We start from the raw sequence: 25,307 nt of genomic DNA, 5'->3' as shown, positions 1-25,307 counted from the left end.
GCCAGCCAATTCAATCTGTAAACGTCGCTGAAAATTAAAATATACTCTCAAATAACCAAAACACCTTCGGTGTTGTAAGGTTAAGCCTCACGGATCATTAGTACTGGTTAGCTCAATGCATCGCTGCACTTACACACCCAGCCTATCAACGTCATAGTCTTTAACGTTCCTTCAGGGGGCTTAAAGCCCCAGGGAAGACTCATCTCGAGGCAAGTTTCCCGCTTAGATGCTTTCAGCGGTTATCTCTTCCGAATTTAGCTACCGGGCAATGCCATTGGCATGACAACCCGAACACCAGTGATTCGTCCACTCCGGTCCTCTCGTACTAGGAGCAGCCCCTCTCAATCTTCCAACGCCCACGGCAGATAGGGACCGAACTGTCTCACGACGTTCTAAACCCAGCTCGCGTACCACTTTAAATGGCGAACAGCCATACCCTTGGGACCTACTTCAGCCCCAGGATGTGATGAGCCGACATCGAGGTGCCAAACACCGCCGTCGATATGAACTCTTGGGCGGTATCAGCCTGTTATCCCCGGAGTACCTTTTATCCGTTGAGCGATGGCCCTTCCATTCAGAACCACCGGATCACTAAGACCTACTTTCGTACCTGCTCGAGCCGTCACTCTCGCAGTCAAGCTAGCTTATGCCTTTGCACTAACCTCACGATGTCCGACCGTGATTAGCTAACCTTCGTGCTCCTCCGTTACTCTTTGGGAGGAGACCGCCCCAGTCAAACTACCCACCAGACACTGTCCTCACCCCGGATTACGGGGCCGAGTTAGAACATCAAACATTAAAGGGTGGTATTTCAAGGTTGGCTCCACGCAGACTGGCGTCCACGCTTCGATGCCTCCCACCTATCCTACACATCAAGGCTCAATGTTCAGTGTCAAGCTATAGTAAAGGTTCACGGGGTCTTTCCGTCTTGCCGCGGGTACACTGCATCTTCACAGCGAGTTCAATTTCACTGAGTCTCGGGTGGAGACAGCCTGGCCATCATTACGCCATTCGTGCAGGTCGGAACTTACCCGACAAGGAATTTCGCTACCTTAGGACCGTTATAGTTACGGCCGCCGTTTACTGGGGCTTCGATCAAGAGCTTCGCCTTGCGGCTGACCCCATCAATTAACCTTCCAGCACCGGGCAGGCGTCACACCGTATACGTCCACTTTCGTGTTTGCACAGTGCTGTGTTTTTATTAAACAGTTGCAGCCAGCTGGTATCTGCGACTGGCTTCGGCTACGAGAGCAAGTCTCTTTACCTAATGCCAGCGTGCCTTCTCCCGAAGTTACGGCACCATTTTGCCTAGTTCCTTCACCCGAGTTCTCTCAAGCGCCTGAGTATTCTCTACCTGACCACCTGTGTCGGTTTGGGGTACGATTCAATGTTACCTGATGCTTAGAGGCTTTTCCTGGAAGCTTGGCATCAACTACTTCTGCACCGTAGTGCATCGTCATCACACCTCAGCGTTGATAAGCAACCGGATTTACCAGGTCACTCCGCCTACATGCTTAAACCGGGACAACCGTCGCCCGGCTAGCCTAGCCTTCTCCGTCCCCCCTTCGCAGTAACACCGAGTACAGGAATATTAACCTGTTTCCCATCGACTACGCTTTTCAGCCTCGCCTTAGGGGTCGACTCACCCTGCCCCGATTAACGTTGGACAGGAACCCTTGGTCTTCCGGCGTGCGGGCTTTTCACCCGCATTATCGTTACTTATGTCAGCATTCGCACTTCTGATACCTCCAGCAGACCTCACAGTCCACCTTCAACGGCTTACAGAACGCTCCCCTACCCAACAACACCTAAGTGTCGCTGCCGCAGCTTCGGTGCATGGTTTAGCCCCGTTACATCTTCCGCGCAGGCCGACTCGACCAGTGAGCTATTACGCTTTCTTTAAATGATGGCTGCTTCTAAGCCAACATCCTGGCTGTCTATGCCTTCCCACATCGTTTCCCACTTAACCATGACTTTGGGACCTTAGCTGGCGGTCTGGGTTGTTTCCCTCTTCACGACGGACGTTAGCACCCGCCGTGTGTCTCCCGTGATAACATTCTTCGGTATTCGGAGTTTGCATCGGTTTGGTAAGTCGGGATGACCCCCTAGCCGAAACAGTGCTCTACCCCCGAAGATGAGTTCACGAGGCGCTACCTAAATAGCTTTCGGGGAGAACCAGCTATCTCCCGGTTTGATTGGCCTTTCACCCCCAGCCACAAGTCATCCGCTAATTTTTCAACATTAGTCGGTTCGGTCCTCCAGTTAGTGTTACCCAACCTTCAACCTGCCCATGGCTAGATCACCGGGTTTCGGGTCTATACCTTGCAACTAGACGCCCAGTTAAGACTCGGTTTCCCTACGGCTCCCCTATTCGGTTAACCTTGCTACAAAATATAAGTCGCTGACCCATTATACAAAAGGTACGCAGTCACACCACGAAGGTGCTCCCACTGCTTGTACGTACACGGTTTCAGGTTCTATTTCACTCCCCTCGCCGGGGTTCTTTTCGCCTTTCCCTCACGGTACTGGTTCACTATCGGTCAGTCAGGAGTATTTAGCCTTGGAGGATGGTCCCCCCATATTCAGACAGGATGTCACGTGTCCCGCCCTACTCATCGAGTTCACAGCAAGTGTATTTTTGTGTACGGGACTATCACCCTGTACCGTGCGACTTTCCAGACGCTTCCACTAACACACAAACTGATTCAGACTCTGGGCTCCTCCCCGTTCGCTCGCCGCTACTGGGGGAATCTCGGTTGATTTCTTTTCCTCGGGGTACTTAGATGTTTCAGTTCCCCCGGTTCGCCTTGCATGGCTATGTATTCACCATGCAATAGTGCAACGAATTGCACTGGGTTTCCCCATTCGGGTATCGTCGGTTGTAACGCTTCATATCAGCTTACCGACGCTTTTCGCAGATTAGCACGCCCTTCATCGCCTCTGACTGCCTAGGCATCCACCGTGTACGCTTAGTCGCTTAACCTCACAACCCGAAGGTGTCTTTCGACAACTTGCGCTGTGATTATTTGAGAGACTCTAATACAGGTTACTCGTTATCTCAGTACATCTACGGAGAGATAAGTTTCAGCTGTATTGTTTCAATTTTCAGCTTGTTCCAGATTGTTAAAGAGCAATATCTTAAACACGACTTGTTAAAGTCATCTTTAAGATACTTTGTGGTTCATTAAGAACCGGTGATAATGTCTTTCACACATTATCGGAGTGGCGTCCCCAAGGGGATTCGAACCCCTGTTACAGCCGTGAAAGGGCAGTGTCCTAGGCCTCTAGACGATGGGGACACGAAGTTCCGATTAAACCGAAATCTAACCGTTTCGTATCAGCATGAGTCGAAACTCACAACATCAACAGGTGCTCTTGCTCGTTTACATTCATCAGACAATCTGTGTGGACACTACGCAATGCGTATCGTTAGGTAAGGAGGTGATCCAACCGCAGGTTCCCCTACGGTTACCTTGTTACGACTTCACCCCAGTCATGAATCACAAAGTGGTAAGCGCCCTCCCGAAGGTTAAGCTACCTACTTCTTTTGCAACCCACTCCCATGGTGTGACGGGCGGTGTGTACAAGGCCCGGGAACGTATTCACCGTAGCATTCTGATCTACGATTACTAGCGATTCCGACTTCATGGAGTCGAGTTGCAGACTCCAATCCGGACTACGACAGACTTTATGTGGTCCGCTTGCTCTCGCGAGTTCGCTTCACTTTGTATCTGCCATTGTAGCACGTGTGTAGCCCTACTCGTAAGGGCCATGATGACTTGACGTCATCCCCACCTTCCTCCGGTTTATCACCGGCAGTCTCCTTTGAGTTCCCACCATGACGTGCTGGCAACAAAGGATAAGGGTTGCGCTCGTTGCGGGACTTAACCCAACATTTCACAACACGAGCTGACGACAGCCATGCAGCACCTGTCTCACAGTTCCCGAAGGCACCTAAGCATCTCTGCTAAGTTCTGTGGATGTCAAGAGTAGGTAAGGTTCTTCGCGTTGCATCGAATTAAACCACATGCTCCACCGCTTGTGCGGGCCCCCGTCAATTCATTTGAGTTTTAACCTTGCGGCCGTACTCCCCAGGCGGTCGACTTAACGCGTTAGCTCCGGAAGCCACGCCTCAAGGGCACAACCTCCAAGTCGACATCGTTTACAGCGTGGACTACCAGGGTATCTAATCCTGTTTGCTCCCCACGCTTTCGCACCTGAGCGTCAGTCTTTGTCCAGGGGGCCGCCTTCGCCACCGGTATTCCTCCAGATCTCTACGCATTTCACCGCTACACCTGGAATTCTACCCCCCTCTACAAGACTCTAGCTTGCCAGTTTCAAATGCAGTTCCCACGTTAAGCGCGGGGATTTCACATCTGACTTAACAAACCGCCTGCGTGCGCTTTACGCCCAGTAATTCCGATTAACGCTTGCACCCTCCGTATTACCGCGGCTGCTGGCACGGAGTTAGCCGGTGCTTCTTCTGCGAGTAACGTCAATGATTGAGCGTATTAAACTCAACCCCTTCCTCCTCGCTGAAAGTGCTTTACAACCCGAAGGCCTTCTTCACACACGCGGCATGGCTGCATCAGGCTTGCGCCCATTGTGCAATATTCCCCACTGCTGCCTCCCGTAGGAGTCTGGACCGTGTCTCAGTTCCAGTGTGGCTGGTCATCCTCTCAGACCAGCTAGGGATCGTCGCCTAGGTGAGCCATTACCCCACCTACTAGCTAATCCCATCTGGGCACATCCGATGGCGTGAGGCCCGAAGGTCCCCCACTTTGCTCTTGCGAGGTCATGCGGTATTAGCTACCGTTTCCAGTAGTTATCCCCCTCCATCAGGCAGTTTCCCAGACATTACTCACCCGTCCGCCGCTCGCCGGCAAAGTAGCAAGCTACTTTCCGCTGCCGCTCGACTTGCATGTGTTAGGCCTGCCGCCAGCGTTCAATCTGAGCCATGATCAAACTCTTCAATTTAAGATTTGTTTGATTTGCTGCTAATAAAAGCAGCGATGCTCAAAGATTACTTTCTGCAAATATGCATTCGAACCGAAGTTCAAATGTGTACTGCTTTGGTCACTCTTCAAGACTTTGATATTTCTTCTGCCTGCCGAAACAGGCTTCGATATCGTCTTGCGAGTGCCCACACAGATTGTCTGATAAATTGTTAAAGAGCGTTCGTTACCCGTTTGCCTTTCGGCGAATCTTACGGTAACGCGGGAGGCAGATAATACGCTTTCCCGCTACAGAGTCAACCACTTAATCAGTTAATTTTCTCTGTTCTTCCCGGCCACTCTGTGAAGTTGCTCACAGCGCCGTGTCGATGGATGCGCATTATAGGGAGCCGCTTCAGAATGGCAAGGGTTTATATTAAAGTTTTTTCTGACTGCTTATTATTTGAACGTAACGACTACTTGTGACGCGTTTTTATCGCTTTTGGCAGATCTGTCAGGCTATTTAGCACCCAATCAGCGCTAGCCTCACCTTCAGCGGTAACCGGCTTGCCGCTACGAACTAACACTTTAGTACCGATATTCGCCGCAGCAGCTGCCTGCATATCTTCAATTTTATCGCCAACCATATAAGAAGAAGCCATATCGATGTTCAATTCACTTTGCGCTTGCAGTAACATGCCCGGCAATGGCTTGCGGCATTCACATGTTTCACGGAACTCCGCTACACTGCCATCGGGATGATGCGGGCAGAAATAGATACCATCCAAATCAACACCACGGTCGGCAAGGGACCAATCCATCCATTCGGTTAGGCTTAAGAATTGCTCTTCGGTAAAGATACCGCGCGCAATGCCCGATTGATTGGTAACCAGAACCAAAGCAAAACCCATTTCTTTCAATTCACGGCAAGCATCAATGACACCGTCGATAAACTGAAAATTATCAATTTCGTGGACATAACCGTGATCGACATTAATTGTGCCATCACGATCTAAAAATATTGCGGGGACGGGCTGAGTCACTTATTTGCTCCTAAGGGCTGTCAAGGCCGCTAGTATCGCATGTTTCATTGTCGATTGAGAATGGAAGAGAATCGGTGTTGCCAGTTGACTTAGCCGTCTAGACGCCTTAACATCCAATCCATACTTTGGTTCTACTGAAGTTTACTTTTTATCTAGCCACGGAAACGACGATAAAATAAGAATAATATGATTAAACTTTCTCACATCAGCAAAGTGTTCCAGCAGGGTTCGCGCACTATTACCGCGCTTTCAGACGTGAGTCTACACGTCCCAGCTGGGCAGATTTATGGCGTTATCGGTGCCTCAGGTGCCGGTAAAAGCACCCTGATTCGGTGCGCCAATATGTTAGAGCGCCCTACCAGCGGACAAGTTCTGGTTGATGGGCAAGATCTGACAACCTTATCTGAAGGCCAATTGACGCGTGCACGTCGTCAAATAGGTATGATTTTCCAGCATTTCAACCTGCTATCTTCCCGTACGGTATATGGCAATATCGCGCTGCCCCTCGAGTTGGACAATACTTCGCGGGCAGATATAAAGAAGAGAGTGACTGAGCTGTTGGATTTGGTCGGTTTGTCCGATAAGCAAGATGCTTATCCGGCAAACCTGTCCGGTGGGCAGAAACAGCGTGTTGCTATCGCCCGCGCATTGGCCAGTAATCCTAAGGTTCTGTTATGTGATGAAGCCACCAGCGCGCTAGATCCAGCAACAACTCGCTCAATTCTGGAACTGTTAAAAGATATCAATCGCCGTTTAGGGCTAACCATTCTGCTGATTACCCATGAAATGGATGTAGTGAAACGCATCTGTGATCAGGTGGCAGTTATCAGTGAAGGTAAATTGATTGAAAAAGATAGCGTTAGTGAAGTGTTCTCTCACCCGAAAACTCCGCTGGCTCAGCAATTCATTCAATCAACCTTACATTTGGATATTCCAGAAGATTACGCCCAGCGTATGACTCAAGAGCCAAGTACCGACCGAGTGCCCCTGCTGAAATTGGAATTTACCGGCCAATCAGTTGATGCGCCGTTAATTTCACAAGCAGTGCGCCGCTTTAATATTGATATCGGCATTCTTAGCTCGCAAATGGATTATGCCGGTGGCGTTAAATTTGGTGTCATGCTGGCCGAGGTGCATGGCGACGCTCAAGATGGCCTCGCTGCCATTAAGTTCTTACAAGATCATCATGTAAAAGTAGAGGTTCTGGGTTATGTCTGAGGCAATGATGTGGTTAATGGCCCGAGGCGTCTGGGAAACTCTAATGATGACCTTCGTGTCTGGTTTCTTTGGCTTTGTTCTCGGGCTGCCGGTTGGGGTGCTACTGTATGTCACTCGCCCAGGGCAAATTATTGCGAATAACAAGGTTTATCGGACCTTGTCTGGCGTGGTGAATATCTTCCGCTCCATACCTTTTATTATCTTACTGGTATGGATGATTCCATTCACTCGGATGATTGTCGGTACCTCTATTGGTTTACAGGCAGCAATTGTACCGTTAACTGTAGGTGCCGCTCCCTTTATCGCCCGTATGGTGGAAAATGCGCTGTTGGAAATTCCATCTGGTCTGGTTGAGGCCGCACGTGCAATGGGCGCAACACCAATGCAAATCATTAAGAAAGTGTTGCTGCCAGAAGCCCTTCCCGGCTTAGTGAATGCAGCCACAATTACCTTAATTACCCTCGTGGGCTATTCCGCGATGGGGGGAGCAGTAGGTGCCGGTGGCCTAGGTCAAATCGGCTATCAGTATGGTTACATTGGTTATAACGCCACTGTAATGAATACAGTATTAGTATTATTAGTAATTCTGGTTTACCTGATTCAGTTCAGTGGCGATCGGATCGTAAAAGCCGTTACCCATAAATAGTGATTAACCAGCGACTGCCTCACACAGCGGCGCATCTTAACGAATGTCTATAGAGGAAGGGATATGTCTTTAAAATTCAAATCTATCGCGGCAGTCAGCGCACTGATTGGTACTCTGGCACTGGTGGGTTGCGGCCCAGCAGAGAAAGATCCAAACCACATTAAAGTAGGCGTTATTGTGGGTGCAGAGCAACAAGTTGCAGAAGTGGCTCAGAAAGTAGCAAAAGACAAATATGGCTTGGATGTTGAGTTGGTGACATTCAACGACTATGTGCTGCCAAACGAAGCATTGAGCAAAGGTGACATTGACCTGAATGCTTTCCAGCATAAACCTTATCTGGATCAGCAAATTAAAGATCGCGGTTACAAACTGGTTGCTGTTGGCAACTCATTCGTTTACCCGATTGCTGGTTATTCTAAAAAAATCAAATCTCTGGATGAACTGCAACCGGGTTCTCAGGTAGCGCTGCCGAACGACCCGACTAACCTCGGCCGTTCTCTGTTACTGCTGCAAAAAGTGGGCCTGATTAAGCTGAAAGAGGGTGTTGGCCTGCTGCCAACTGTGCTGGATGTGGTTGAAAATCCTAAAAACCTGAAATTGGTTGAATTGGAAGCACCTCAGTTGCCACGTTCTTTGGATGACCAACAAATTGCCTTGGCGGTTATCAATACCACTTATGCCAGCCAAATTGGCCTGACGCCAGCGAAAGATGGCCTGTTTGTGGAAGATAAAGAGTCACCTTACGTGAACCTGATCGTGGCCCGTGAAGATAATAAAGATGCGGAAAACGTGAAGAAATTCGTCCAGGCTTACCAGTCTGACGAAGTTTACGATGCTGCAAACAAAGCTTTCAATGGCGGCGCAGTCAAAGGCTGGTAATCACCAATTGACTATTTTACTGAATACTTGGTTTACTCTATTCAGTATTTGCTAAATATATTGCAAGACGGGCCCTGGCCCGTCTTGTTATTTGCATAATAGATTGCTTCAATAGCGCCTCTTAAATAAAAAAGGCTGAGGAATTTCTATGCGTGCGTTACCTCTGTGTCTGTTAGCCCTCTCGCTAACTGGATGCTCCATGCTTCAATCAAAGCCATCCACCACAGACAGCCCGGTTAAGCAACCCCCTCCGGTTACCAAACCCAGCCCTACGGTTGCCCCTCGTCCGGCACCAGTAAAACTGTATAAAAGTGCTGAAGAGCTTGTTGGCAAGCCTTTCCGCGACTTAGGAGAAGTGTCCGGTGAGTCGTGCCAATCCACCGTTCAAGACTCGCCACCGAGTATCGCAACTGCCCGTAAAAGAATGCAAACCCGAGCATCTTATATGAAAGCCAATGCGGTCTTACTGCATCAATGTGAAATACTCAGTGGTGTCCCCGGCTGTTATCAACAAGCCGTGTGTCAGGGCTCCGCACTGAATGTTTCATCAAAATGAGTGTATTTTCCTTTAATCAGATCGGTGTCATCCGCTCGCCCTATAAAGAGAAGTTTGCAGTACCGCGGCAGCCCGGTTTGATTGAAGATGGCGGTGGAGAGTTACAACTGCTGGCCCCCTATAACCAGCCGGAAGCTGTACGCGGGTTATCTGATTTCAGTCATCTATGGGTGATGTTTGTTTTCCATCAAACCATGGATGGCGGTTGGCGACCAACGGTTCGCCCTCCGCGTCTGGGAGGTAATGCCCGAATGGGAGTATTTGCCACCCGCTCCACATTTCGCCCCAACCCGATTGGGATGTCTCTGATTGAGCTGAAAGCAGTACATTGCCGGGGCACAGAGGTGATTTTGGAGCTGGGCAGTTTGGATCTGGTTGATGGCACGCCGGTAATTGATATCAAGCCCTATCTGCCTTTTGCCGAGAGCCAGCCATTGGCACGCGCCGGTTTTGCTCAAACCGCCCCTGATGCCGATATGCAAGTTTGCTTTTCCATCACCGCTGAGCAACAGTTGGCACAACAGCAACAACGCTATCCACATTTGCGGCGTTTTATCACTCAGGTATTGGCACAAGACCCACGCCCCGCCTACCGTAAAGAAGATAGCGAAAGTCGGGAGTATGCTGTTCTACTGCTGGAATTCAATGTGCGTTGGCGGGTTATTGGGCAGCAAACGGAAGTGTTATCTATCGACCATCGCTAAATTTCAGCCTGCTCTCTTTTGACAACCCGCACTCGCTGGTAAACTAAACCACTTTTTACTTTTTTGGCTGCCTCTAATTGCAGTGCTAATGGAACCAAAACATCATGCGTACTAGCCAATATTTGCTCTCCACTCTGAAGGAGACACCTGCTGATGCTGAAGTTATCAGTCACCAACTGATGCTCCGCGCTGGGATGATCCGTAAACTGGCCTCAGGTCTTTATACCTGGCTGCCGACCGGGGTTCGGGTGTTGAAGAAAGTCGAAAACATCGTGCGCGAAGAAATGAATAACGCCGGTGCTATCGAAGTTTCTATGCCTGTCGTGCAACCCGCTGATTTATGGCAAGAGAGTGGCCGTTGGGAACAATACGGCCCTGAGCTGTTACGTTTTGTTGATCGCGGCGAGCGCCCTTTTGTGCTCGGCCCAACGCATGAAGAAGTGATTACTGACCTGATTCGCGGTGAGATTAACTCTTACAAACAGCTGCCGCTGAATTTCTTCCAAATCCAGACCAAGTTCCGTGACGAAGTTCGCCCACGTTTTGGTGTGATGCGCGCACGCGAATTCCTGATGAAAGATGCTTACTCTTTCCATACCACTCAGGAATCCCTGCAAGAAACTTACGATGCGATGTATGCCGCATATAGTAAGATTTTCGAGCGTATGGATCTGAATTTCCGTGCGGTACTGGCAGACACTGGCTCCATCGGTGGCAGTGCATCACATGAATTCCAAGTGCTGGCGGAGAGTGGCGAAGACGATATCGTGTTCTCAACCGGTTCTGACTATGCCGCGAATATCGAGTTTGCTGAGGCACTGCCCCCTTCTGAGCCACGCGCAGCCGCCACAGAAGAATTGCGAATCATTGATACTCCGAATGCCAAAACCATCGCTGAATTAGTCGAGCAATTCAAACTGCCGATTGAGAAAACAGTGAAAACCTTATTGGTTCATGCTCATGAAGAGAGCGGCCATAAGTTGGTGGCTCTGCTGGTGCGCGGTGATCACGAATTAAATGAAATCAAAGCTGAGAAATTACCTCAGGTTGCCAAACCGCTGACCTTTGCCACCGAAGAAGAAATTCGCGCGGCTATCGGTGCCGGCCCAGGTTCATTAGGCCCGGTTAATCTGCAACTGCCAGTGGTGGCTGACCGCAGTGTGGCAGTGATGAGTGACTTCGGTGCAGGCGCCAATATCGACGACAAACATTACTTTGGCATTAACTGGGAACGTGATTTACCGCTGCCACACATTGCTGACTTACGTAATGTGGTTGAAGGCGATATCAGCCCAGACGGTAAAGGCACACTGCAAATCAAACGCGGTATTGAAGTTGGCCATATCTTCCAGCTAGGCACCAAATACTCGGAAGCAATGAAAGCGACGGTTCAGGGTGAAGATGGCCGCAACCAAGTGATGACCATGGGTTGTTACGGTATCGGGGTGTCCCGTGTGGTTGCTGCCGCAATCGAGCAGAATCATGATGACCGTGGCATTATTTGGCCAGATGCTATTGCCCCATTCCAGGTGGCTATCTTACCAATGAACATGCATAAATCTTTCCGAGTGAAAGAACTGGCGGAAGAGCTGTATGCCACGCTGCGTTCTCATGGGATTGACGTTATTCTCGACGACCGTAAAGAGCGTCCGGGCGTGATGTTTGCTGATATGGAATTAATTGGCGTGCCACACAATATCGTTATTGGTGACCGCAATCTCGACAGCGAAGAAGTGGAATACAAAAATCGCCGTATCGGTGAGAAACAAATGATTAAAACCAATGAAATCATTGATTTCCTGCTGAGCCAAATCAAACGTTAATTTAGCGTTGGCAAAATGCCCAATAGATCATTGGGCATTTTCCTTACCCAGCCGCTGGAGAGTGAATAACTACCAGCGGCTTTTTATTGCTTTAATTTCAAAAAGTAAGAATAAGATTATTTACTGTCACAGTTTTTATTCGCAATAAACTGAATATTATCTGCCGGGATCAGCATTTTATCTGACCGCCCCTCTTCCATTGACGGCCGGATATCAAAATGACCGTTAAGGCGCAGGAATACTGGCTCACCTGGATTTTTACGGGCATTAAAATACCCCTTTTCCAAGGTAATATTATTTTCTACTGGGAAAGTTTTGCCCGTGGCACAATCGGTAAACACTGCCGCATCAGCGAAGTATTTATACATCCCGCTTAATGGCATCGGTGTTTTAGGCAAAGGTTCTTCGCTCGGTACCAGTTTATAGTTCAAACTAGATTTAATCGGCAGGCCTTGCGTATCAAGCATCACCAAATTTTTACCTACTGGCTGGAAATAACGTTTTTCTCCCTGCCCATTGGTTAACACTAATTTATCGGCAGTACGTGCCCATGTACCATATTCAGCAAAGGATTGGTCGCCATCTTTGCTGCCGCGATAAGTTTCTTTCAGGACAAAGGTCCCATCGCTATCAAGAAACAGTGAGGTATCCAAGCCACTGCAATCTGCACAAGGCAGTACACCATGATAACTTTGCTGCATGGGTTGTAAATCCTGTTCAACCGGCTGATGCCGATTATTACACCCCAATAATGACAGCGCACCTACTGCCAAAAACAGCGTTATTGCTAATTTACTCACAGTCATTCTCCCATACTGTGTCCGATATATAAGCAATGAGGCCGTATCGATAGCAATCTATAAAGCTGGCCGATATAAGCATCACTCCTGATGTATTTTGCCGCGCAGCGCCTTTGTTGCTCCCTTGCGGACTTTACTTTCAACTCGCCTGATTTTTGAGCCTTTAGTCGGTTTGGTCGCCCGGCGGGTTTTCTCCACCACCATAGCTTGACGAATCAATGCCACCAGCCGCTGCTGTGCAGCCTCGCGATTCATATCCTGGCTGCGATACTCTTGCGCTTTGATGATGATCACCCCGTCGGCGGTCATCAAATGGCTATTGAGCGCTAATAACTTCTCTTTATAGTACTCTGGCAGGCTTGAGACCTTAATGTCAAAGCGCAAATGGATAGCAGTTGAGGTTTTGTTAACATGCTGCCCTCCTGCACCTTGAGCTCGAATTGCCGTCAGTTCAATCTCACTGTCGGGCAGACTGACATTATTAGATATAATCAACACACTTATTGCCCGTTGCCTTGCCATTCATCAAAACTAATTTCCAGATTATTCTGAGCATCTGATAACCAAATAGTTCCCTCTTGCAGCGTAGCCTGTAATGACATATTACGAGTCGATAATGCCGCCAGCTTCGCCATCTGTTCATCATCAAGGAAACGCACTCGAAGATTACGGTGGCCGGACAGCTTTTCTTGCACCTGTGGCCACCACACTTTGGCGGCTCGTTCGCTGTAGGCATAAAGCACAACTTGCTGTGACTGATTACAAGCTTTACGTAGTCGCTTCTCTTCAGGAAGCCCCAGTTCAACCCATAATTCGATGCCATTGTGATCATTGTGACGCCAAATTTCTGGCTCGTCATCGGCGCTCAACCCTTTGGTGAACTGCAAACGTTCATCTGCATGGCAAATCCATGCCAATAAACGCAGCATCATACGCTGGTCCGTTTCTGAGGGGTGCTGCGCGATTGTCAGGTTAACATCCTGAAAGAAATTACGATCCATATCGGCGATGTTAACTGCGGCTTTATGGATGGTTGCTTTTAGTGCCATGAGTGACCTCTTAATTATCTGGCTGACAGTGTACTTGATTAGGTCTATCAGCAGCCAGCCAACCCTGCATAAAGAGAGTTATTAGTGTCATCAATGATAAAAAGAAACCTGCATTTCCACTCTAATATCTCTATCACTCCTGTGCTATAGTCCTTATAAGTTCAGAGTTTATCTTCGTAGTTTGACAGTGTGACTTTCCGCTGAGAATCTACCGGGTTAAACTTTTCCGGGAGGATTATTGTGCAGCAATACTGTGAATTAGTACGCCGTTTTTATGCCGAAATTGGAAGCGGTGACCGTGGCTACGTGCCAGACGCACTGCGTTGTGTATTGAAAGCATTGGACGAAGTTGCGGCTAACGACGCACTCCCGTCCTCCGTTAGGGAACAAGCGGCCTATGCCGCTGCTAACTTATTGGTGAGCGATTATGTTGATGAACGATGAATATCAACCCATCAATTGCGATGACTACGATAATCTGGAACTCGCCTGCCAACATCACCTAATACTGACGTTGAAGTTGAGAGGTGGCGAGATCGTGGAAGGTAAAGCTGTCGATCTGCTGCTGAGAAAAAAAGTCGAATACTTGATTGTTGAGCAGGAAGGGAAAGAACGTGAGCTACGTCTTGACCATATAGCCAGCTTCAGTCACCCCGAAATCGGGACTGTAATAGTCAGTGCATCATAATTTCCGTGCATTACTGACAGGCCGCTGCAAAGCGGCCTGTTTTGTATCCAGCCTTCAAACTTACTGAATACCCATGATTTCGAGTATCGCGGTAAGCATTGCTCATTGTTATCCGAATCTCGTTAGGGTTTTAAACTGGCATAATATGCCGCCAGATCCGAAAAATCCTCATCAGACAACTGAGAAACATAAGCGCGCATCACTTCAGCCTGCCCCCCGGTACGATTGCCTTTTTTATAAGCAGCCAGAGATTGCTCAAGATAGACTGAGTTTTGCCCCGCCAGACTGGGATACATCGGCACCGAGGTTTTGCCATTCATACCATGGCAAGCGACGCAAGTTGCTGACTTCGCCCGACCCGCCTCAATATCATTTTTGGCTTGTGCTGAAAAGCTGCATAAACCTAACACCACTATACTGACGACTAATTTCATCATTGCTCCTCAAAATAAACCACATTAGCTATTTTTATTTTTTAATACTGCGGTGTTCCAATCCAGATGCCAGCACTGTTCTCCTGCACTCGCTTGACCCGCTTGCGTGACAAAGACCCCCGCAGCCGCAATTAATTGTTCGCCAAAATACAGCAACGGAATGCGCTCTCGCAACCAGGGGGGAACCCCCAATTCCTGCCATATTTTCTTAATGTGGCGCGAATGATGCCGCCCAACAATTTTGATCTCTCCTTGCAAACCAAAACGTATACTTATTTCTTCACCAATAGCCGCGGATCTAACAGCTTGCCCGCCATCAACAACAAAACTCAACACGCCAAGATTGGCAGGTAAAACCAAGGGTTCCGGTAGTGCCGCTGTTTGGTCAGGGGCCGCCAGAACAGTCGCCCAAGTCAGATGTGGTACGCTTATCTCAGCCAGCGGCGATAATAGATATAAATATTGCCGAAAACGACGAACCTGATGTGCTCCGAGAATCAGTTGAGGTTCAGCATCAGGTCTGGCCATGGCGACCTCCAACCACAAACGTTGCAGTTGGCTCTGCGACGGCATTGAAGCACCACATCCGGCCAACCAACGCCGCAGTAATGCCGCACGCTTAGCTTCCGAAGCAAGTAATAAGCCTTCAATAGATAGCGCGCCTTCAGGGTTTTGTAATTGCTGTAAATTATCAGCCAGTAACTCATCCAGCAATTGTTCCTGCTCAGCACACAAACTGGCACTACGCGCAGTGGCTTGAGCAAAGTGCGGCCAACGCTGATTAAGCAAAGGTAAAACTCTTAATCGTAGAAAATTGCGATCGAAGCGATCATCTTGATTACTGTCGTCTTCAATCCACTGTAGCTGTTGGGTTCGGGCATAGTTTTCGAGTATCGCGCGCGAGAATGCCAGGAGTGGCCGCAATAATTGGCTATGCGCAAAGGGCATTCTCGCCGCCATCGCGGATAAACCCGCAGGGCCACTGCCACGTTTAAGCGCTAATAAGAAAGTTTCACACTGATCATCCAGATGCTGGGCGGTAAGCAGCACTTCATCAGCCGCTAAATGTGAGGTAAATGCCTGATAACGGGCGGTTCTGGCGGCAGCTTCAATACCAGAGTGGCGGGCATCGATACTAACCCGCACCACTTCTAACGGGATTTTCCATTGTTCACATTGCTGCCGGCAATGCTTAACCCAGCTATCAGCCCGAGGATTTAGTCCGTGGTGAATATGAATGGCACGAATCTTCAGCTCAGGAATAAGTTGGTCACGCAGACACACCAATAAATGCAGCAGCACACTGGAATCCAAACCACCACTGAACCCAACCAATACCCGCCGCTGTTCACCCAATTGCGCGAATAACGGGTTAAGCAAAACATTGGGGGTCGAGGAAGTGGCGTTCATATTATTCCGGTATCAATTCATAGAGCTCCAGAGGTAAACCATCTGGGTCATTAAAGAAAGTAAAACGTGATTCGGTATAGGGATCAATGCGAATCGCCTCGCAAATAACCCCTGCGGCTTCAAGCTCGCGCACGGCTAATTCAATATCATCAACCTGAAACGCCAGATGCCGTAATCCACAAGCTTCTGGACGGCTAGGCCGTGGCGCCGGAGCAGGAAAAGAGAATAACTCAATAAGATATTCCCCATTGAGTGCCAGATCAGCTTTCCATGAGTCTCGGGCTTCACGATAGACTTCACTCATTAGGCTAAAACCCAGCACCTCGCAGTAAAATTTCTTACTTGCCTGATAATCTGAGCCAATTATCGCAATATGATGAACCTGACGTATTGCCAGCATATATTCCAACCTAGTTATTTTTCAGTACATTGACCCAATAACGTCCATCTTCGCTACGCTTGGCACCGTGGATATCAGTTTCAAATCCGGGATAATGTTCACCAATAGCGCCCAGCAGCAATAGGAAATCCAATACTGCTCGGCTCTTCTCAGTAATCATTTCGCCGGGCATCACCAGCGGAACGCCCGGTGGGTAAGGTAAGATCATATTGGCGACCACTTTGCCAATCAAATCGGCCATATCGCAAGCGACTATATTACCGCGGATCTGTTGCTGGAACATATTATATGGCGTGAGTTTCATCTCTGGCAGCACATCAAATGACTGGCGCATTAGGCGGGGCAAATCATGTTGGCGGATCAATTGATGGATACCGGCCGCCAGATCCTGAATGCGCATATGGCGGTAAAAATCCGGATCCACAGCAAACAGATCCGGCAGCATATTTTTAACTCGTAAATTAAGATCAAAAGCACGTTTAAACTCAGTCAACCCGCGTAATAAACTCATTGCCTTGGTTTTATCAATACCAATACTGAATAAAAACAGTAAATTATATGGGCCGGTTTTCTCTACTACGATACCGCGCTCATCTAAGAATTTGGCGACCAAAGCAGCAGGGATCCCTTCATCTTCAAGTTCACCTTCAGGGCTCATTCCCGGCGTCAAAATAGTTACTTTGATAGGGTCCAGATACATATGATCCGCATCTACGTCGCTAAAACCATGCCACTTCTGCCCCGGCTGTAGCGGCCAACAGGCGATTTCGTCGATGGCCTCAGGTTGCCAGACATCAAAAAACCAGTTATCGCTTTCCGAGCGTAAACGCCGCACCTCTTTACGGAAATGCATCGCCCGTTCGATGGAGCGCATAATCATCCGTCGCCCCGGCTTGCCCCGCATCATTGCCGCTGCCGTCTCCATTGAGGCGACGATACTGTAATTTGGTGAGGTCGTGGTATGCATCATATAAGCTTCATTAAAAGTGCCTTCATTGTAGTCACCTTTAATATGAATCATTGAAGCTTGAGAGAATGCCGCCAGTAATTTATGCGTCGATTGCGTTTCATAAAATACTTTCCCGGCAACCCGCTCCCCACTCATGCCACTTTTACCCTCATAGATCTCATGAAAGTTAGTATAAGGAACCCACGCTGAATCAAAATGAATTGAAGGCACATCCAAGATTTGCTTAATATAGTCGGTATTATAGAGCAAGCCATCATAGGTCGAGTTGGTAATAACCGCATGTACCGGCCAATGGGCATTCTTAGTTTGTGCAACTTTCTCGGTAATAGACTCTCGGGTAAATTCACGCTGCGGTATGCCACCTAAAATGCCATATGCATTACGAGCTGGATGTAAATAAAGCGGAATAATATCGCTCATCATCAGAAGATGCGTCACAGACTTATGGCAATTACGATCAATTAATACCGTGCTACCGGCAGGAGACGAGTACATTCCAATAATTTTATTTGCCGTCGACGTGCCATTCGTCACCATATAGCTCTGTTCAGCATTGAATGTGCGGGCAATATACTCTTCGGCTTCCAGATGTGGCCCACTATGATCTAATAATGAACCCAGTTCAGTGACTGATATTGAAATATCCGCTTTGAGGGTATTGGCACCAAAGAAATCATAGAACAGGCTACCTACCGGGCTTTTTTGAAAAGCAGTTCCTGCCATATGCCCTGGAGTGCAAAAAGTATACTTCCCCTCTTTGACATAATTAAATAGTGCCTTAGTTAAAGGCGGAGTAATGCTATCCATATACTCTGTCGTATATTGTTCAATGTGCTGTGCAATATCTTCTGCAGCATTCAGAGCATATTCAAAGAAATAAAGAGCCATACGCATTTCATTCAAACTAACATCGAGTGAAGATGTCGTATTGATAAAAGCATAAAGTGGAAGATATTCGTTTAGCTCATTAATTTCAGCGCAGAGATCTGCGCTGTGCTGATCCCAATCGAAAATAACACCAATAATCCGCGCATTATGCTCGATCAGTTTGAGTAGATCGCCATGATCCTTCGGATAGATCAACTGGAAACCTTTGCTGAGCAGAGCATCACTCAACTCGCGAATAGGCTCATCTTTATAGTAGACCCCCATTGGCCCCATGATGGCGATGATATTCATTGGTGAATCCTCAAATTGTTCACTAATCATCTATAACAACATGAAAATTCTACCTAGGGTACCTTTTACCTAAAAATTATGAGGTTGGGTATTAAATTGAATGGATAGAGCATCGTAGGCGGGATTGGCTGGGCGTTTATAAACAAAAATCCGGTACATAATGTATGCACCGGATTTCAATAACTAACTTAGGTGACCAACAATCTGGACACTGTTACTCAGCAATAGCCGTAATTCATCAGACGTTGATAACGGCGATTCAGTAACTCTTCATTATTCAGAACATCCAAATCGCTGAGATCAGCCAGAAGCTGTGCCTTCAGTGAAGCAGCAATCGCAATGTGATCACGATGTGCACCACCTAACGGCTCAGGGATCACTGAGTCGATCATTTTCAGTTCTTTCAGCCGATGGGCAGTAATACCCATCGCTTCTGCGGCTAATGGCGCTTTATCTGCGCTTTTCCACAAGATGGAAGCACAGCCTTCTGGAGAGATAACCGAATAAGTGCTGTATTGCAGCATATTCACTTTATCACCAACACCGATTGCCAATGCACCACCTGAGCCACCTTCACCAATGACGGTGCAAACGATAGGGACATTCAGGCGAGACATTTCGCGCAGGTTACGTGCAATCGCTTCAGATTGACCACGTTCTTCAGCACCCACACCAGGATAAGCCCCTGGCGTATCAATGAAAGTAATGATCGGCAGCTTAAAGCGCTCAGCCATTTCCATCAGACGCAATGCTTTACGATAACCTTCTGGTGCTGGCATACCAAAGTTACGGCGGATCTTCTCTTTGGTATCACGGCCCTTTTGATGACCAATGATCATCACCGGACGACCATCCAGACGTGCAATACCACCAACGATAGCTTTATCGTCGGCATAGGCACGATCACCTGCCAGCTCTTCGAAATCGGTAAAGATATTAGCGATATAATCCAGGGTATAAGGGCGACCAGGATGGCGTGCCAATTGGGCAATTTGCCATGCGCCAAGATCCGAGAATATCTTCCGCGTCAGCTCGACACTTTTCTCACGTAGACGCTGAACCTCTTCGTCCAGATTAATATCTAATTTTTCGTCTTGACGGCTGACTGCGGTCAGCGAGTCAATTTTCGCTTCCAGCTCTGCAATCGGCTGTTCAAAATCAAGAAAATTCAGACTCATAGCATTCCTATTTTAGTCAAATTCCAGTTCCACCTGCTCATTACCGACCAACGTTCGCAATTCTATCAATAAGCGATCGGTGGGTGTCACGCGCCATGTGGCTCCAAACCGCAACCTAGCGCGAGCATCTTCCCGTTGGTAATAAAGATGCACTGGGATCGTCCCCGCTCGATGGGGTTCCAACGACTGACGGAGACGGTTCAAAAGCTGGTCATCAATTTGCCTGTCAGTCAGCGATATAGCAAGCCCACGGGCATATTTTTCACGAGCTTCACTGATGTCCATTAACTCACGGGCGGTCATTTTAAGTCCACCACTAAAGTCATCAAAGCTGACCTGTCCAGTGGCTATCAGGATACGGTCTTTTTCCAACAAATGCTGATATTTTTCCAACGCATCGGTGAATAGCATCACCTCCAGACGCCCAGAGCGGTCATCCAAAGTACAAATGCCAATACGATTTCCGCGTTTTGTTACCATAACCCTTGCAGCGATAACCAGCCCCGCTGCCATGGTCATTTTGCCCCGATCCGTCGGATGCATATCTTTCAAACGCAGCCCACCGGCATAACGTTCTATTTCCTTAAGATATTGGGTAATTGGATGGCCGGTCAGATACAGCCCCAGCGTTTCCCGCTCACCGTCTAAAACAATTTGTTCCTGCCACGGCGGCACATTAGCATAAGATTGCTCAACCTGCTCAGGTGCATCAGCCAATACGCCAAACATATCTACCTGACCAATAGCTTCAGCCTTGGCATGTTGGTCCGCCGCCTTTAATGCTTCGCCCAAGGAACTCATTAATGCGGCACGGTGCGGCCCCAGACGGTCAAAGGCACCGGACATAATCAGTTTTTCTAAAATCCGGCGATTAAGTTTTTTAGTGTCGACTCTGGCGCATAAATCAAATAATTCTTTGAAATAGCCACCCTCTTTACGGGCTTCGAGCATCGCTTCAATCGGCCCTTCACCCACACCTTTGATGGCACCGATACCATAAACAATTTCGCCGTCATCATTTACATGGAAATGATACAAGCCACTGTTGATATCTGGAGGCAAGATTTTCAGCCCCATGCGCCAACATTCGTCAACCAGACCAACCACCTTATCGGTGTTATCCATATCAGCGGTCATTACCGCCGCCATAAATTCAGCCGGATAATGCGCTTTTAACCACAGCGTTTGGTAAGAAACCAAGGCATAAGCGGCGGAGTGTGACTTGTTAAAACCATAACCGGCAAATTTCTCTACCAAGTCAAAAATCTTAATCGCCAGTTCGCCATCAACGCCCTGACTTTTGGCCCCATCTTCAAATACCGAGCGCTGTTTAGCCATCTCTGCCGGGTTCTTCTTACCCATCGCACGACGCAACATATCCGCGCCGCCGAGTGAATAACCAGACAGAACCTGAGCAATCTGCATAACCTGTTCTTGATACAGGATAATGCCATAGGTTGGCTCAAGCACCGGTTTTAGTGACTCATGCTGCCATTCAATGTCGGGATAAGAAATGGCTTCACGGCCATGTTTACGGTCGATAAAGTTATCTACCATCCCTGATTGCAACGGACCTGGGCGGAACAATGCCACCAATGCAATCATATCTTCGAAGCAGTCTGGTTTCAGCCGCTTGATAAGATCTTTCATGCCGCGGGATTCAAGCTGGAATACCGCAGTCGTTTCCGAGCGTTGCAGCATATCGAAGCTTTTTTTATCATCCAACGGAATAGAAGCAATATCAATTGGCTCTAAACCGGTTTTGGCGCGCCGGGCGTTAATCATCTCCAGCGCCCAGTTAATGATAGTAAGCGTTCGCAAACCAAGGAAGTCGAACTTCACTAACCCGGCATATTCCACATCATTCTTATCGAATTGGGTGACCGGGTTTTTCCCTTCGGCATCACAATAAAGGGGGGCAAAATCAGTGATTTTAGTTGGCGCGATAACCACCCCACCGGCATGTTTACCGGCGTTACGTGTTACCCCTTCCAACTTACGCGCCATATCAATCAGCGCTCTAACCTCTTCATCTGCCTCATAGATTTCTGGCAGTTGCGGCTCTGCGGCGAAGGCTTTCTCCAGTGTCATCCCCGGATCAGGCGGGACTAATTTAGAGATACGGTCGACAAAACCATAAGGATGACCCAGCACACGGCCCACATCACGGATCACCGCTTTGGCGGCCATGGTACCGAAGGTAATAATCTGCGAAACCGCATCACGGCCATACATGTCCGCGACGTGTTCAATCACCAGGTCACGTTTCTCCATGCAGAAGTCAACGTCGAAGTCGGGCATTGATACACGTTCAGGGTTAAGAAAACGTTCGAACAGGAGGTCAAACTCCAGTGGGTCGAGGTCGGTAATTTTCAGCGCATAGGCCACCAGAGAACCCGCGCCTGAGCCTCGCCCTGGGCCTACCGGTACACCGTTATCTTTTGACCACTGGATAAATTCCATAACTATCAAGAAGTAACCAGGGAAACCCATCTGGTTAATAACTTTCAGCTCGATTTCCAGACGTTCATCATATTCGGGCCGCTTTTGCGCCCGAACTTCAGGGTCAGGGAACAGGAACTCCAGTCGTTCTTCTAAACCTTGTTTAGACTTTTCAACCAGAAAATCTTCGGTACTCATATCACCGGTCGGGAATTGAGGTAAGAAATACTCCCCAAGCCGGATGGTCACATTACAACGTTTGGCTATCTCAACACTGTTGATCAGCGCCTCAGGAATGTCGGCGAACAGCTCACACATCTGCTCTTCGTCACGCATAAATTGCTGAGGGCTATAGTTCTTAGGCCGCTTAGGATCAACCAGTGTAAAACCGTCATGGATAGCAACACGAATCTCGTGCGCATCAAAATCTGACTCATCGATAAAACGCACATCATTGGTCGCTACCACGGGCAAGCCGCGCTCGGTAGCCAGCGCTACCGCAGCATGCAGGTAGTTTTCTTCATCCGGGCGACCCGTACGAATTAACTCCAGATAATAACTATTAGGGAAATGCTCTTGATAAAATTCGAGGCATTGATCAACCTGAACCTGATTACCCCGCAAGATAAACTTACCGACATCACCCATCCGACCACCGGACAGTAGAATCAGCCCTTCTTTATGATTAATCAGCCAATCCCGATCAATGATCGGGCCAGCAGCGCCATAGCCACGTTGATAAGCTTCGGATATCAGTAAAGTCAGGTTTTGGTAACCTTCATTATTGCGTGCCAAAACCGTCAGGTGAGCTAACTCATCACCCAAAATCTCGCTTTGCACATAGAAGTCTGCGCCAATGATGGGTTTGACCCCAGCACCATGGGCGCTACCGTAGAATTTTACCAGGCCACACAGGTTGGTAAAATCGGTAATGGCCAGAGCGGGCATGCCCAACGCAGCAGCTCTCTTCACCAAGGGCCCAATCTTGGCTAATCCATCGATCATGGAGTAATCGCTGTGAACACGCAGGTGGACAAAACGAGGTTCGGCCATATCCAGATACCAGAAATTAGTGGATTGAATCATATCTCCAGCAATTTATTGCTGAAGAATCATATCCATACATTATGGATTTTACTTCGTTATTGACACAACAGTGGTTTGCGCAACAATGAGTTACACCAAACCTAGCACACGTTTAACTGGGCCAAAACTGCGCCGGTGGTGTTCGGTAGCACCGAAGGCTGCCAATTTTTCTAAATGGACAGCGGTGGGATAACCTTTGTGCTGAGCGAAACCATATTCAGGGAAATGAAGATCAAGCTCAATCATTTCACGGTCACGCGTCACTTTAGCCAGAATAGAGGCGGCGCTAATCTCTGCCACCCGGCTATCACCTTTGACAACAGCCAATGACGGCATCGCCAGTTTCGGACAACGATTGCCATCAATCAAGACATAATCAGGGGCAATATGCAGCCCAGCAACGGCCCTTTGCATGGCAAGCATAGTGGCGTGCAAGATATTGAGCTGGTCAATCTCTTCAGGCTCTGCGCGGCCAAGGCTCCATGACAGTGCCTTGTCAGTAATTTCGTCATAGAGTGACAGACGGCGTTTTTCACTCAGTTTCTTCGAGTCGGCTAAACCGACTATTGGCCGTTTAGGATCAAGAATAACCGCCGCAGTGACAACCGCACCCACTAAGGGGCCGCGACCTACTTCATCCACACCCGCAATCAAATTGGCCGGTGGGTAAATAAAAATATCAGTCATCGTCCGGCTAACTCCAATACAGCCTGGGCTGCTTGCTCATCCGCACCACAGCGGATGCTCTGATGTAAAATCAGAAAACGTGCTTTTAAAGCTTCAACAGCGTCCCCACCTTGCAGCAACGGCAATAGCGCATCGGCTAATTTTTGTGGCTGACACTCTTGCTGCAACAGCTCAGTCACCAACTCTTCGCCAGCTAATAAATTAGGTAACGAAACATAGGGTGTATTAACCAGCCTCTCGGCCAACCAGAATGTGAAAGGTTTCATACGATAGCCGACTACCATTGGGCATTTGGCCAACATGCACTCTAATGCCGCGGTACCAGAGGCCAGCAGTGTCGCATCGCTGGCAATCATCGCCAAACGGGCGTTACCATCCAGCAAATGCACTGATAGGTCGGGGGCAACTTCAGCCTTAATTCGCTCAAACTGTTCGCGTCGTTTGCTGTTAACCAGCGGGACCAACACATCCAATTCAGGTATTTGCTGCTTCAAGATGGCTGCGGTACGCAGAAAGTCGCCACTGAGCATTTCGACTTCCGAATGACGACTACCGGGCAGCAAGGCTAAACAAGGTGTGTTTGATGCAATGCCCAGTTCTACTCTTGCCGCTTGTTTGTCAGGAGCTAACGGCATGGTATCGGCCATGGTATGACCGATAAAACGACAGGGAACATTAAAACGATCGTAAAACGCTTTTTCAAAAGGAAGAAAGGCCAGCACCATATCGGTCGCTTTACCAATTTTGAAAACACGCTTTTGTCGCCAGGCCCAAACAGACGGGCTGACGTAATGAACAGTTCGGATACCGCGCTGTTTCAAACGCCCTTCAAGGGTAATATTGAAATCAGGGGCATCGATACCGACAAAAACATCCGGAGAGAGCTCACTGAAACGCTGAGTCAGCTCTTTTCGAATTTTCAACAGACGTGGCAGGCGCTCTAAAACCTCAACAACCCCCATTACTGCCAATTCTTCCATCTCAAACCAGGCTTCGCATCCTTCAGCTTGCATCAGAGGACCGGCAACACCTACAAAGCGTGCGTCAGGAACCCGAGCTTTCAGTGCACGAATTAATCCGGCACCTAAGATGTCGCCAGATGTTTCTCCAGCGACTAAACCGATAGTTAAAGGACGCCCGCCGCTTAACGGACGATCAACAGATAATGGGCTATTTTGCAT

The 25,307-nt window shown here is 48.4% G+C and carries 20 protein-coding genes, 1 tRNA gene and 2 rRNA genes; 8 read left to right on the top strand and 15 right to left on the bottom strand.

What is annotated here, in order from left to right:
• Positions 1–76: 76 nt before the first annotated feature.
• From N0H69_RS08025 to gmhB, 4 genes are all read right to left on the bottom strand, one after another.
• A 23S ribosomal RNA gene (locus N0H69_RS08025) occupies positions 77–2,983 on the bottom strand.
• Positions 2,984–3,223: 240 nt separating this feature from the next.
• Positions 3,224–3,299 (bottom strand) — tRNA-Glu (locus tag N0H69_RS08020).
• Between the two features lie 135 nt (positions 3,300–3,434).
• A 16S ribosomal RNA gene (locus N0H69_RS08015) occupies positions 3,435–4,977 on the bottom strand.
• Together the 16S and 23S rRNA genes with 1 tRNA gene alongside form the textbook arrangement of a ribosomal RNA operon.
• Positions 4,978–5,410: 433 nt before the next feature.
• Positions 5,411–5,977: a D-glycero-beta-D-manno-heptose 1,7-bisphosphate 7-phosphatase gene (gene gmhB, locus N0H69_RS08010; RefSeq protein WP_050152413.1), complete on the bottom strand. Its 567-nt coding sequence runs from the start codon at positions 5,975–5,977 to the stop codon at positions 5,411–5,413.
• Between the two features lie 186 nt (positions 5,978–6,163).
• Here gmhB and metN point away from each other — a divergent pair, with 186 nt between their 5' ends.
• The 6 genes from metN to proS all read left to right on the top strand — a co-directional run bounded on the left by metN (position 6,164) and on the right by proS (position 11,803).
• Entirely contained in the window at positions 6,164–7,195 is a 1,032-nt protein-coding gene (gene metN, locus N0H69_RS08005) for a methionine ABC transporter ATP-binding protein MetN (protein ID WP_050109904.1), read from the top strand.
• Complete coding sequence (locus N0H69_RS08000; protein WP_050098138.1) at positions 7,188–7,841, top strand: methionine ABC transporter permease MetI; 654 nt, start codon at positions 7,188–7,190, stop codon at positions 7,839–7,841. Before metN ends, N0H69_RS08000 begins: the two co-directional genes overlap by 8 nt.
• 63 nt (positions 7,842–7,904) lie before the next feature.
• Positions 7,905–8,720, top strand: coding sequence for a MetQ/NlpA family lipoprotein (locus N0H69_RS07995; RefSeq protein WP_050109905.1), 816 nt, complete (start codon positions 7,905–7,907; stop codon positions 8,718–8,720).
• Between the two features lie 148 nt (positions 8,721–8,868).
• The gene (rcsF, locus tag N0H69_RS07990; protein WP_050124037.1) at positions 8,869–9,276 is read left to right on the top strand and encodes an envelope stress sensor lipoprotein RcsF; all 408 of its coding nucleotides are present in this window, start codon (positions 8,869–8,871) and stop codon (positions 9,274–9,276) included.
• On the top strand, positions 9,273–9,980 hold the full coding sequence (gene tsaA / locus N0H69_RS07985; protein WP_050109907.1) for a tRNA (N6-threonylcarbamoyladenosine(37)-N6)-methyltransferase TrmO: 708 nt from the start codon (positions 9,273–9,275) through the stop codon (positions 9,978–9,980). The genes rcsF and tsaA overlap by 4 nt, the downstream gene beginning before the upstream one ends.
• Before the next feature lie 104 nt (positions 9,981–10,084).
• Positions 10,085–11,803 carry a proline--tRNA ligase gene (proS, locus tag N0H69_RS07980; RefSeq protein WP_050152412.1) on the top strand — a complete coding sequence of 573 codons (1,719 nt, stop codon included), beginning with the start codon at positions 10,085–10,087 and terminating at the stop codon, positions 11,801–11,803.
• Between the two features lie 116 nt (positions 11,804–11,919).
• Here proS and nlpE read toward each other — a convergent pair whose 3' ends face one another.
• The 3 genes from nlpE to N0H69_RS07965 all read right to left on the bottom strand — a co-directional run bounded on the left by nlpE (position 11,920) and on the right by N0H69_RS07965 (position 13,652).
• Positions 11,920–12,603 (bottom strand): envelope stress response activation lipoprotein NlpE, encoded by a 684-nt coding sequence (nlpE, locus tag N0H69_RS07975; protein WP_050152417.1) that lies wholly within the window; start codon positions 12,601–12,603, stop codon positions 11,920–11,922.
• Between the two features lie 81 nt (positions 12,604–12,684).
• Positions 12,685–13,101 carry an alternative ribosome rescue aminoacyl-tRNA hydrolase ArfB gene (arfB, locus tag N0H69_RS07970; RefSeq protein ID WP_050152411.1) on the bottom strand — a complete coding sequence of 139 codons (417 nt, stop codon included), beginning with the start codon at positions 13,099–13,101 and terminating at the stop codon, positions 12,685–12,687.
• A gap of 2 nt (positions 13,102–13,103) precedes the next feature.
• A complete protein-coding gene (locus N0H69_RS07965) occupies positions 13,104–13,652 on the bottom strand; it encodes a YaeQ family protein (protein WP_050109910.1) in 549 nt (182 codons plus the stop codon).
• A gap of 240 nt (positions 13,653–13,892) precedes the next feature.
• Here N0H69_RS07965 and N0H69_RS07960 point away from each other — a divergent pair, with 240 nt between their 5' ends.
• Positions 13,893–14,096, top strand: a complete 204-nt coding sequence (locus tag N0H69_RS07960) for a YaeP family protein (RefSeq protein WP_004706681.1) — start codon at positions 13,893–13,895, stop codon at positions 14,094–14,096.
• On the top strand, positions 14,080–14,340 hold the full coding sequence (gene rof / locus N0H69_RS07955; RefSeq protein WP_032910235.1) for a Rho-binding antiterminator: 261 nt from the start codon (positions 14,080–14,082) through the stop codon (positions 14,338–14,340). Before N0H69_RS07960 ends, rof begins: the two co-directional genes overlap by 17 nt.
• 122 nt (positions 14,341–14,462) lie before the next feature.
• On the opposite strand, the gene N0H69_RS07950 is transcribed toward rof, so the two are convergent.
• The 8 genes from N0H69_RS07950 to lpxB all read right to left on the bottom strand — a co-directional run bounded on the left by N0H69_RS07950 (position 14,463) and on the right by lpxB (position 25,307).
• The gene (locus N0H69_RS07950; RefSeq protein ID WP_050124033.1) at positions 14,463–14,777 is read right to left on the bottom strand and encodes a c-type cytochrome; all 315 of its coding nucleotides are present in this window, start codon (positions 14,775–14,777) and stop codon (positions 14,463–14,465) included.
• A gap of 21 nt (positions 14,778–14,798) precedes the next feature.
• Positions 14,799–16,184, bottom strand: coding sequence for a tRNA lysidine(34) synthetase TilS (tilS, locus tag N0H69_RS07945; protein ID WP_151420043.1), 1,386 nt, complete (start codon positions 16,182–16,184; stop codon positions 14,799–14,801).
• A gap of 1 nt (position 16,185) precedes the next feature.
• Entirely contained in the window at positions 16,186–16,584 is a 399-nt protein-coding gene (locus tag N0H69_RS07940; RefSeq protein WP_050136186.1) for a VOC family protein, read from the bottom strand.
• 10 nt (positions 16,585–16,594) lie between these two features.
• Positions 16,595–18,733: a lysine decarboxylase LdcC gene (locus N0H69_RS07935; RefSeq protein ID WP_050152409.1), complete on the bottom strand. Its 2,139-nt coding sequence runs from the start codon at positions 18,731–18,733 to the stop codon at positions 16,595–16,597.
• Positions 18,734–18,951: 218 nt separating this feature from the next.
• Complete coding sequence (accA, locus tag N0H69_RS07930) at positions 18,952–19,911, bottom strand: acetyl-CoA carboxylase carboxyl transferase subunit alpha (RefSeq protein ID WP_050109915.1); 960 nt, start codon at positions 19,909–19,911, stop codon at positions 18,952–18,954.
• A 12-nt stretch (positions 19,912–19,923) separates the two neighbouring features.
• Positions 19,924–23,406 (bottom strand): DNA polymerase III subunit alpha, encoded by a 3,483-nt coding sequence (dnaE, locus tag N0H69_RS07925; RefSeq protein WP_050109963.1) that lies wholly within the window; start codon positions 23,404–23,406, stop codon positions 19,924–19,926.
• A 123-nt stretch (positions 23,407–23,529) separates the two neighbouring features.
• A complete protein-coding gene (gene rnhB, locus N0H69_RS07920; protein WP_050109916.1) occupies positions 23,530–24,126 on the bottom strand; it encodes a ribonuclease HII in 597 nt (198 codons plus the stop codon).
• A complete protein-coding gene (gene lpxB / locus N0H69_RS07915; protein WP_050152408.1) occupies positions 24,123–25,307 on the bottom strand; it encodes a lipid-A-disaccharide synthase in 1,185 nt (394 codons plus the stop codon). The genes rnhB and lpxB overlap by 4 nt, the downstream gene beginning before the upstream one ends.

The organism is Yersinia alsatica (assembly GCF_025133195.1).
GTDB lineage: Bacteria > Pseudomonadota > Gammaproteobacteria > Enterobacterales > Enterobacteriaceae > Yersinia > Yersinia alsatica.
Note: the sequence above shows the minus strand (reverse complement) of the source record. Positions and strands in the feature narration are given on the sequence as shown.

Bases quoted from the DNA above. Each gene is read 5' to 3' on its own strand.
- accA (WP_050109915.1), bottom strand. From the start codon at position 19,911: ATGAGTCTGAATTTTCTTGATTTTGAACAGCCGATTGCAGAGCTGGAA.
- tilS (WP_151420043.1), bottom strand. From the start codon at position 16,184: ATGAACGCCACTTCCTCGACCCCCAATGTTTTGCTTAACCCGTTATTC.
- proS (WP_050152412.1), top strand. From the start codon at position 10,085: ATGCGTACTAGCCAATATTTGCTCTCCACTCTGAAGGAGACACCTGCT.
- N0H69_RS07940 (WP_050136186.1), bottom strand. From the start codon at position 16,584: ATGCTGGCAATACGTCAGGTTCATCATATTGCGATAATTGGCTCAGAT.
- N0H69_RS07935 (WP_050152409.1), bottom strand. From the start codon at position 18,733: ATGAATATCATCGCCATCATGGGGCCAATGGGGGTCTACTATAAAGAT.
- metN (WP_050109904.1), top strand. From the start codon at position 6,164: ATGATTAAACTTTCTCACATCAGCAAAGTGTTCCAGCAGGGTTCGCGC.
- rcsF (WP_050124037.1), top strand. From the start codon at position 8,869: ATGCGTGCGTTACCTCTGTGTCTGTTAGCCCTCTCGCTAACTGGATGC.
- N0H69_RS07965 (WP_050109910.1), bottom strand. From the start codon at position 13,652: ATGGCACTAAAAGCAACCATCCATAAAGCCGCAGTTAACATCGCCGAT.
- N0H69_RS07950 (WP_050124033.1), bottom strand. From the start codon at position 14,777: ATGATGAAATTAGTCGTCAGTATAGTGGTGTTAGGTTTATGCAGCTTT.
- N0H69_RS08000 (WP_050098138.1), top strand. From the start codon at position 7,188: ATGTCTGAGGCAATGATGTGGTTAATGGCCCGAGGCGTCTGGGAAACT.
- rnhB (WP_050109916.1), bottom strand. From the start codon at position 24,126: ATGACTGATATTTTTATTTACCCACCGGCCAATTTGATTGCGGGTGTG.
- lpxB (WP_050152408.1), bottom strand. From the start codon at position 25,307: ATGCAAAATAGCCCATTATCTGTTGATCGTCCGTTAAGCGGCGGGCGT.
- N0H69_RS07995 (WP_050109905.1), top strand. From the start codon at position 7,905: ATGTCTTTAAAATTCAAATCTATCGCGGCAGTCAGCGCACTGATTGGT.
- dnaE (WP_050109963.1), bottom strand. From the start codon at position 23,406: ATGGCCGAACCTCGTTTTGTCCACCTGCGTGTTCACAGCGATTACTCC.
- rof (WP_032910235.1), top strand. From the start codon at position 14,080: ATGTTGATGAACGATGAATATCAACCCATCAATTGCGATGACTACGAT.
- tsaA (WP_050109907.1), top strand. From the start codon at position 9,273: ATGAGTGTATTTTCCTTTAATCAGATCGGTGTCATCCGCTCGCCCTAT.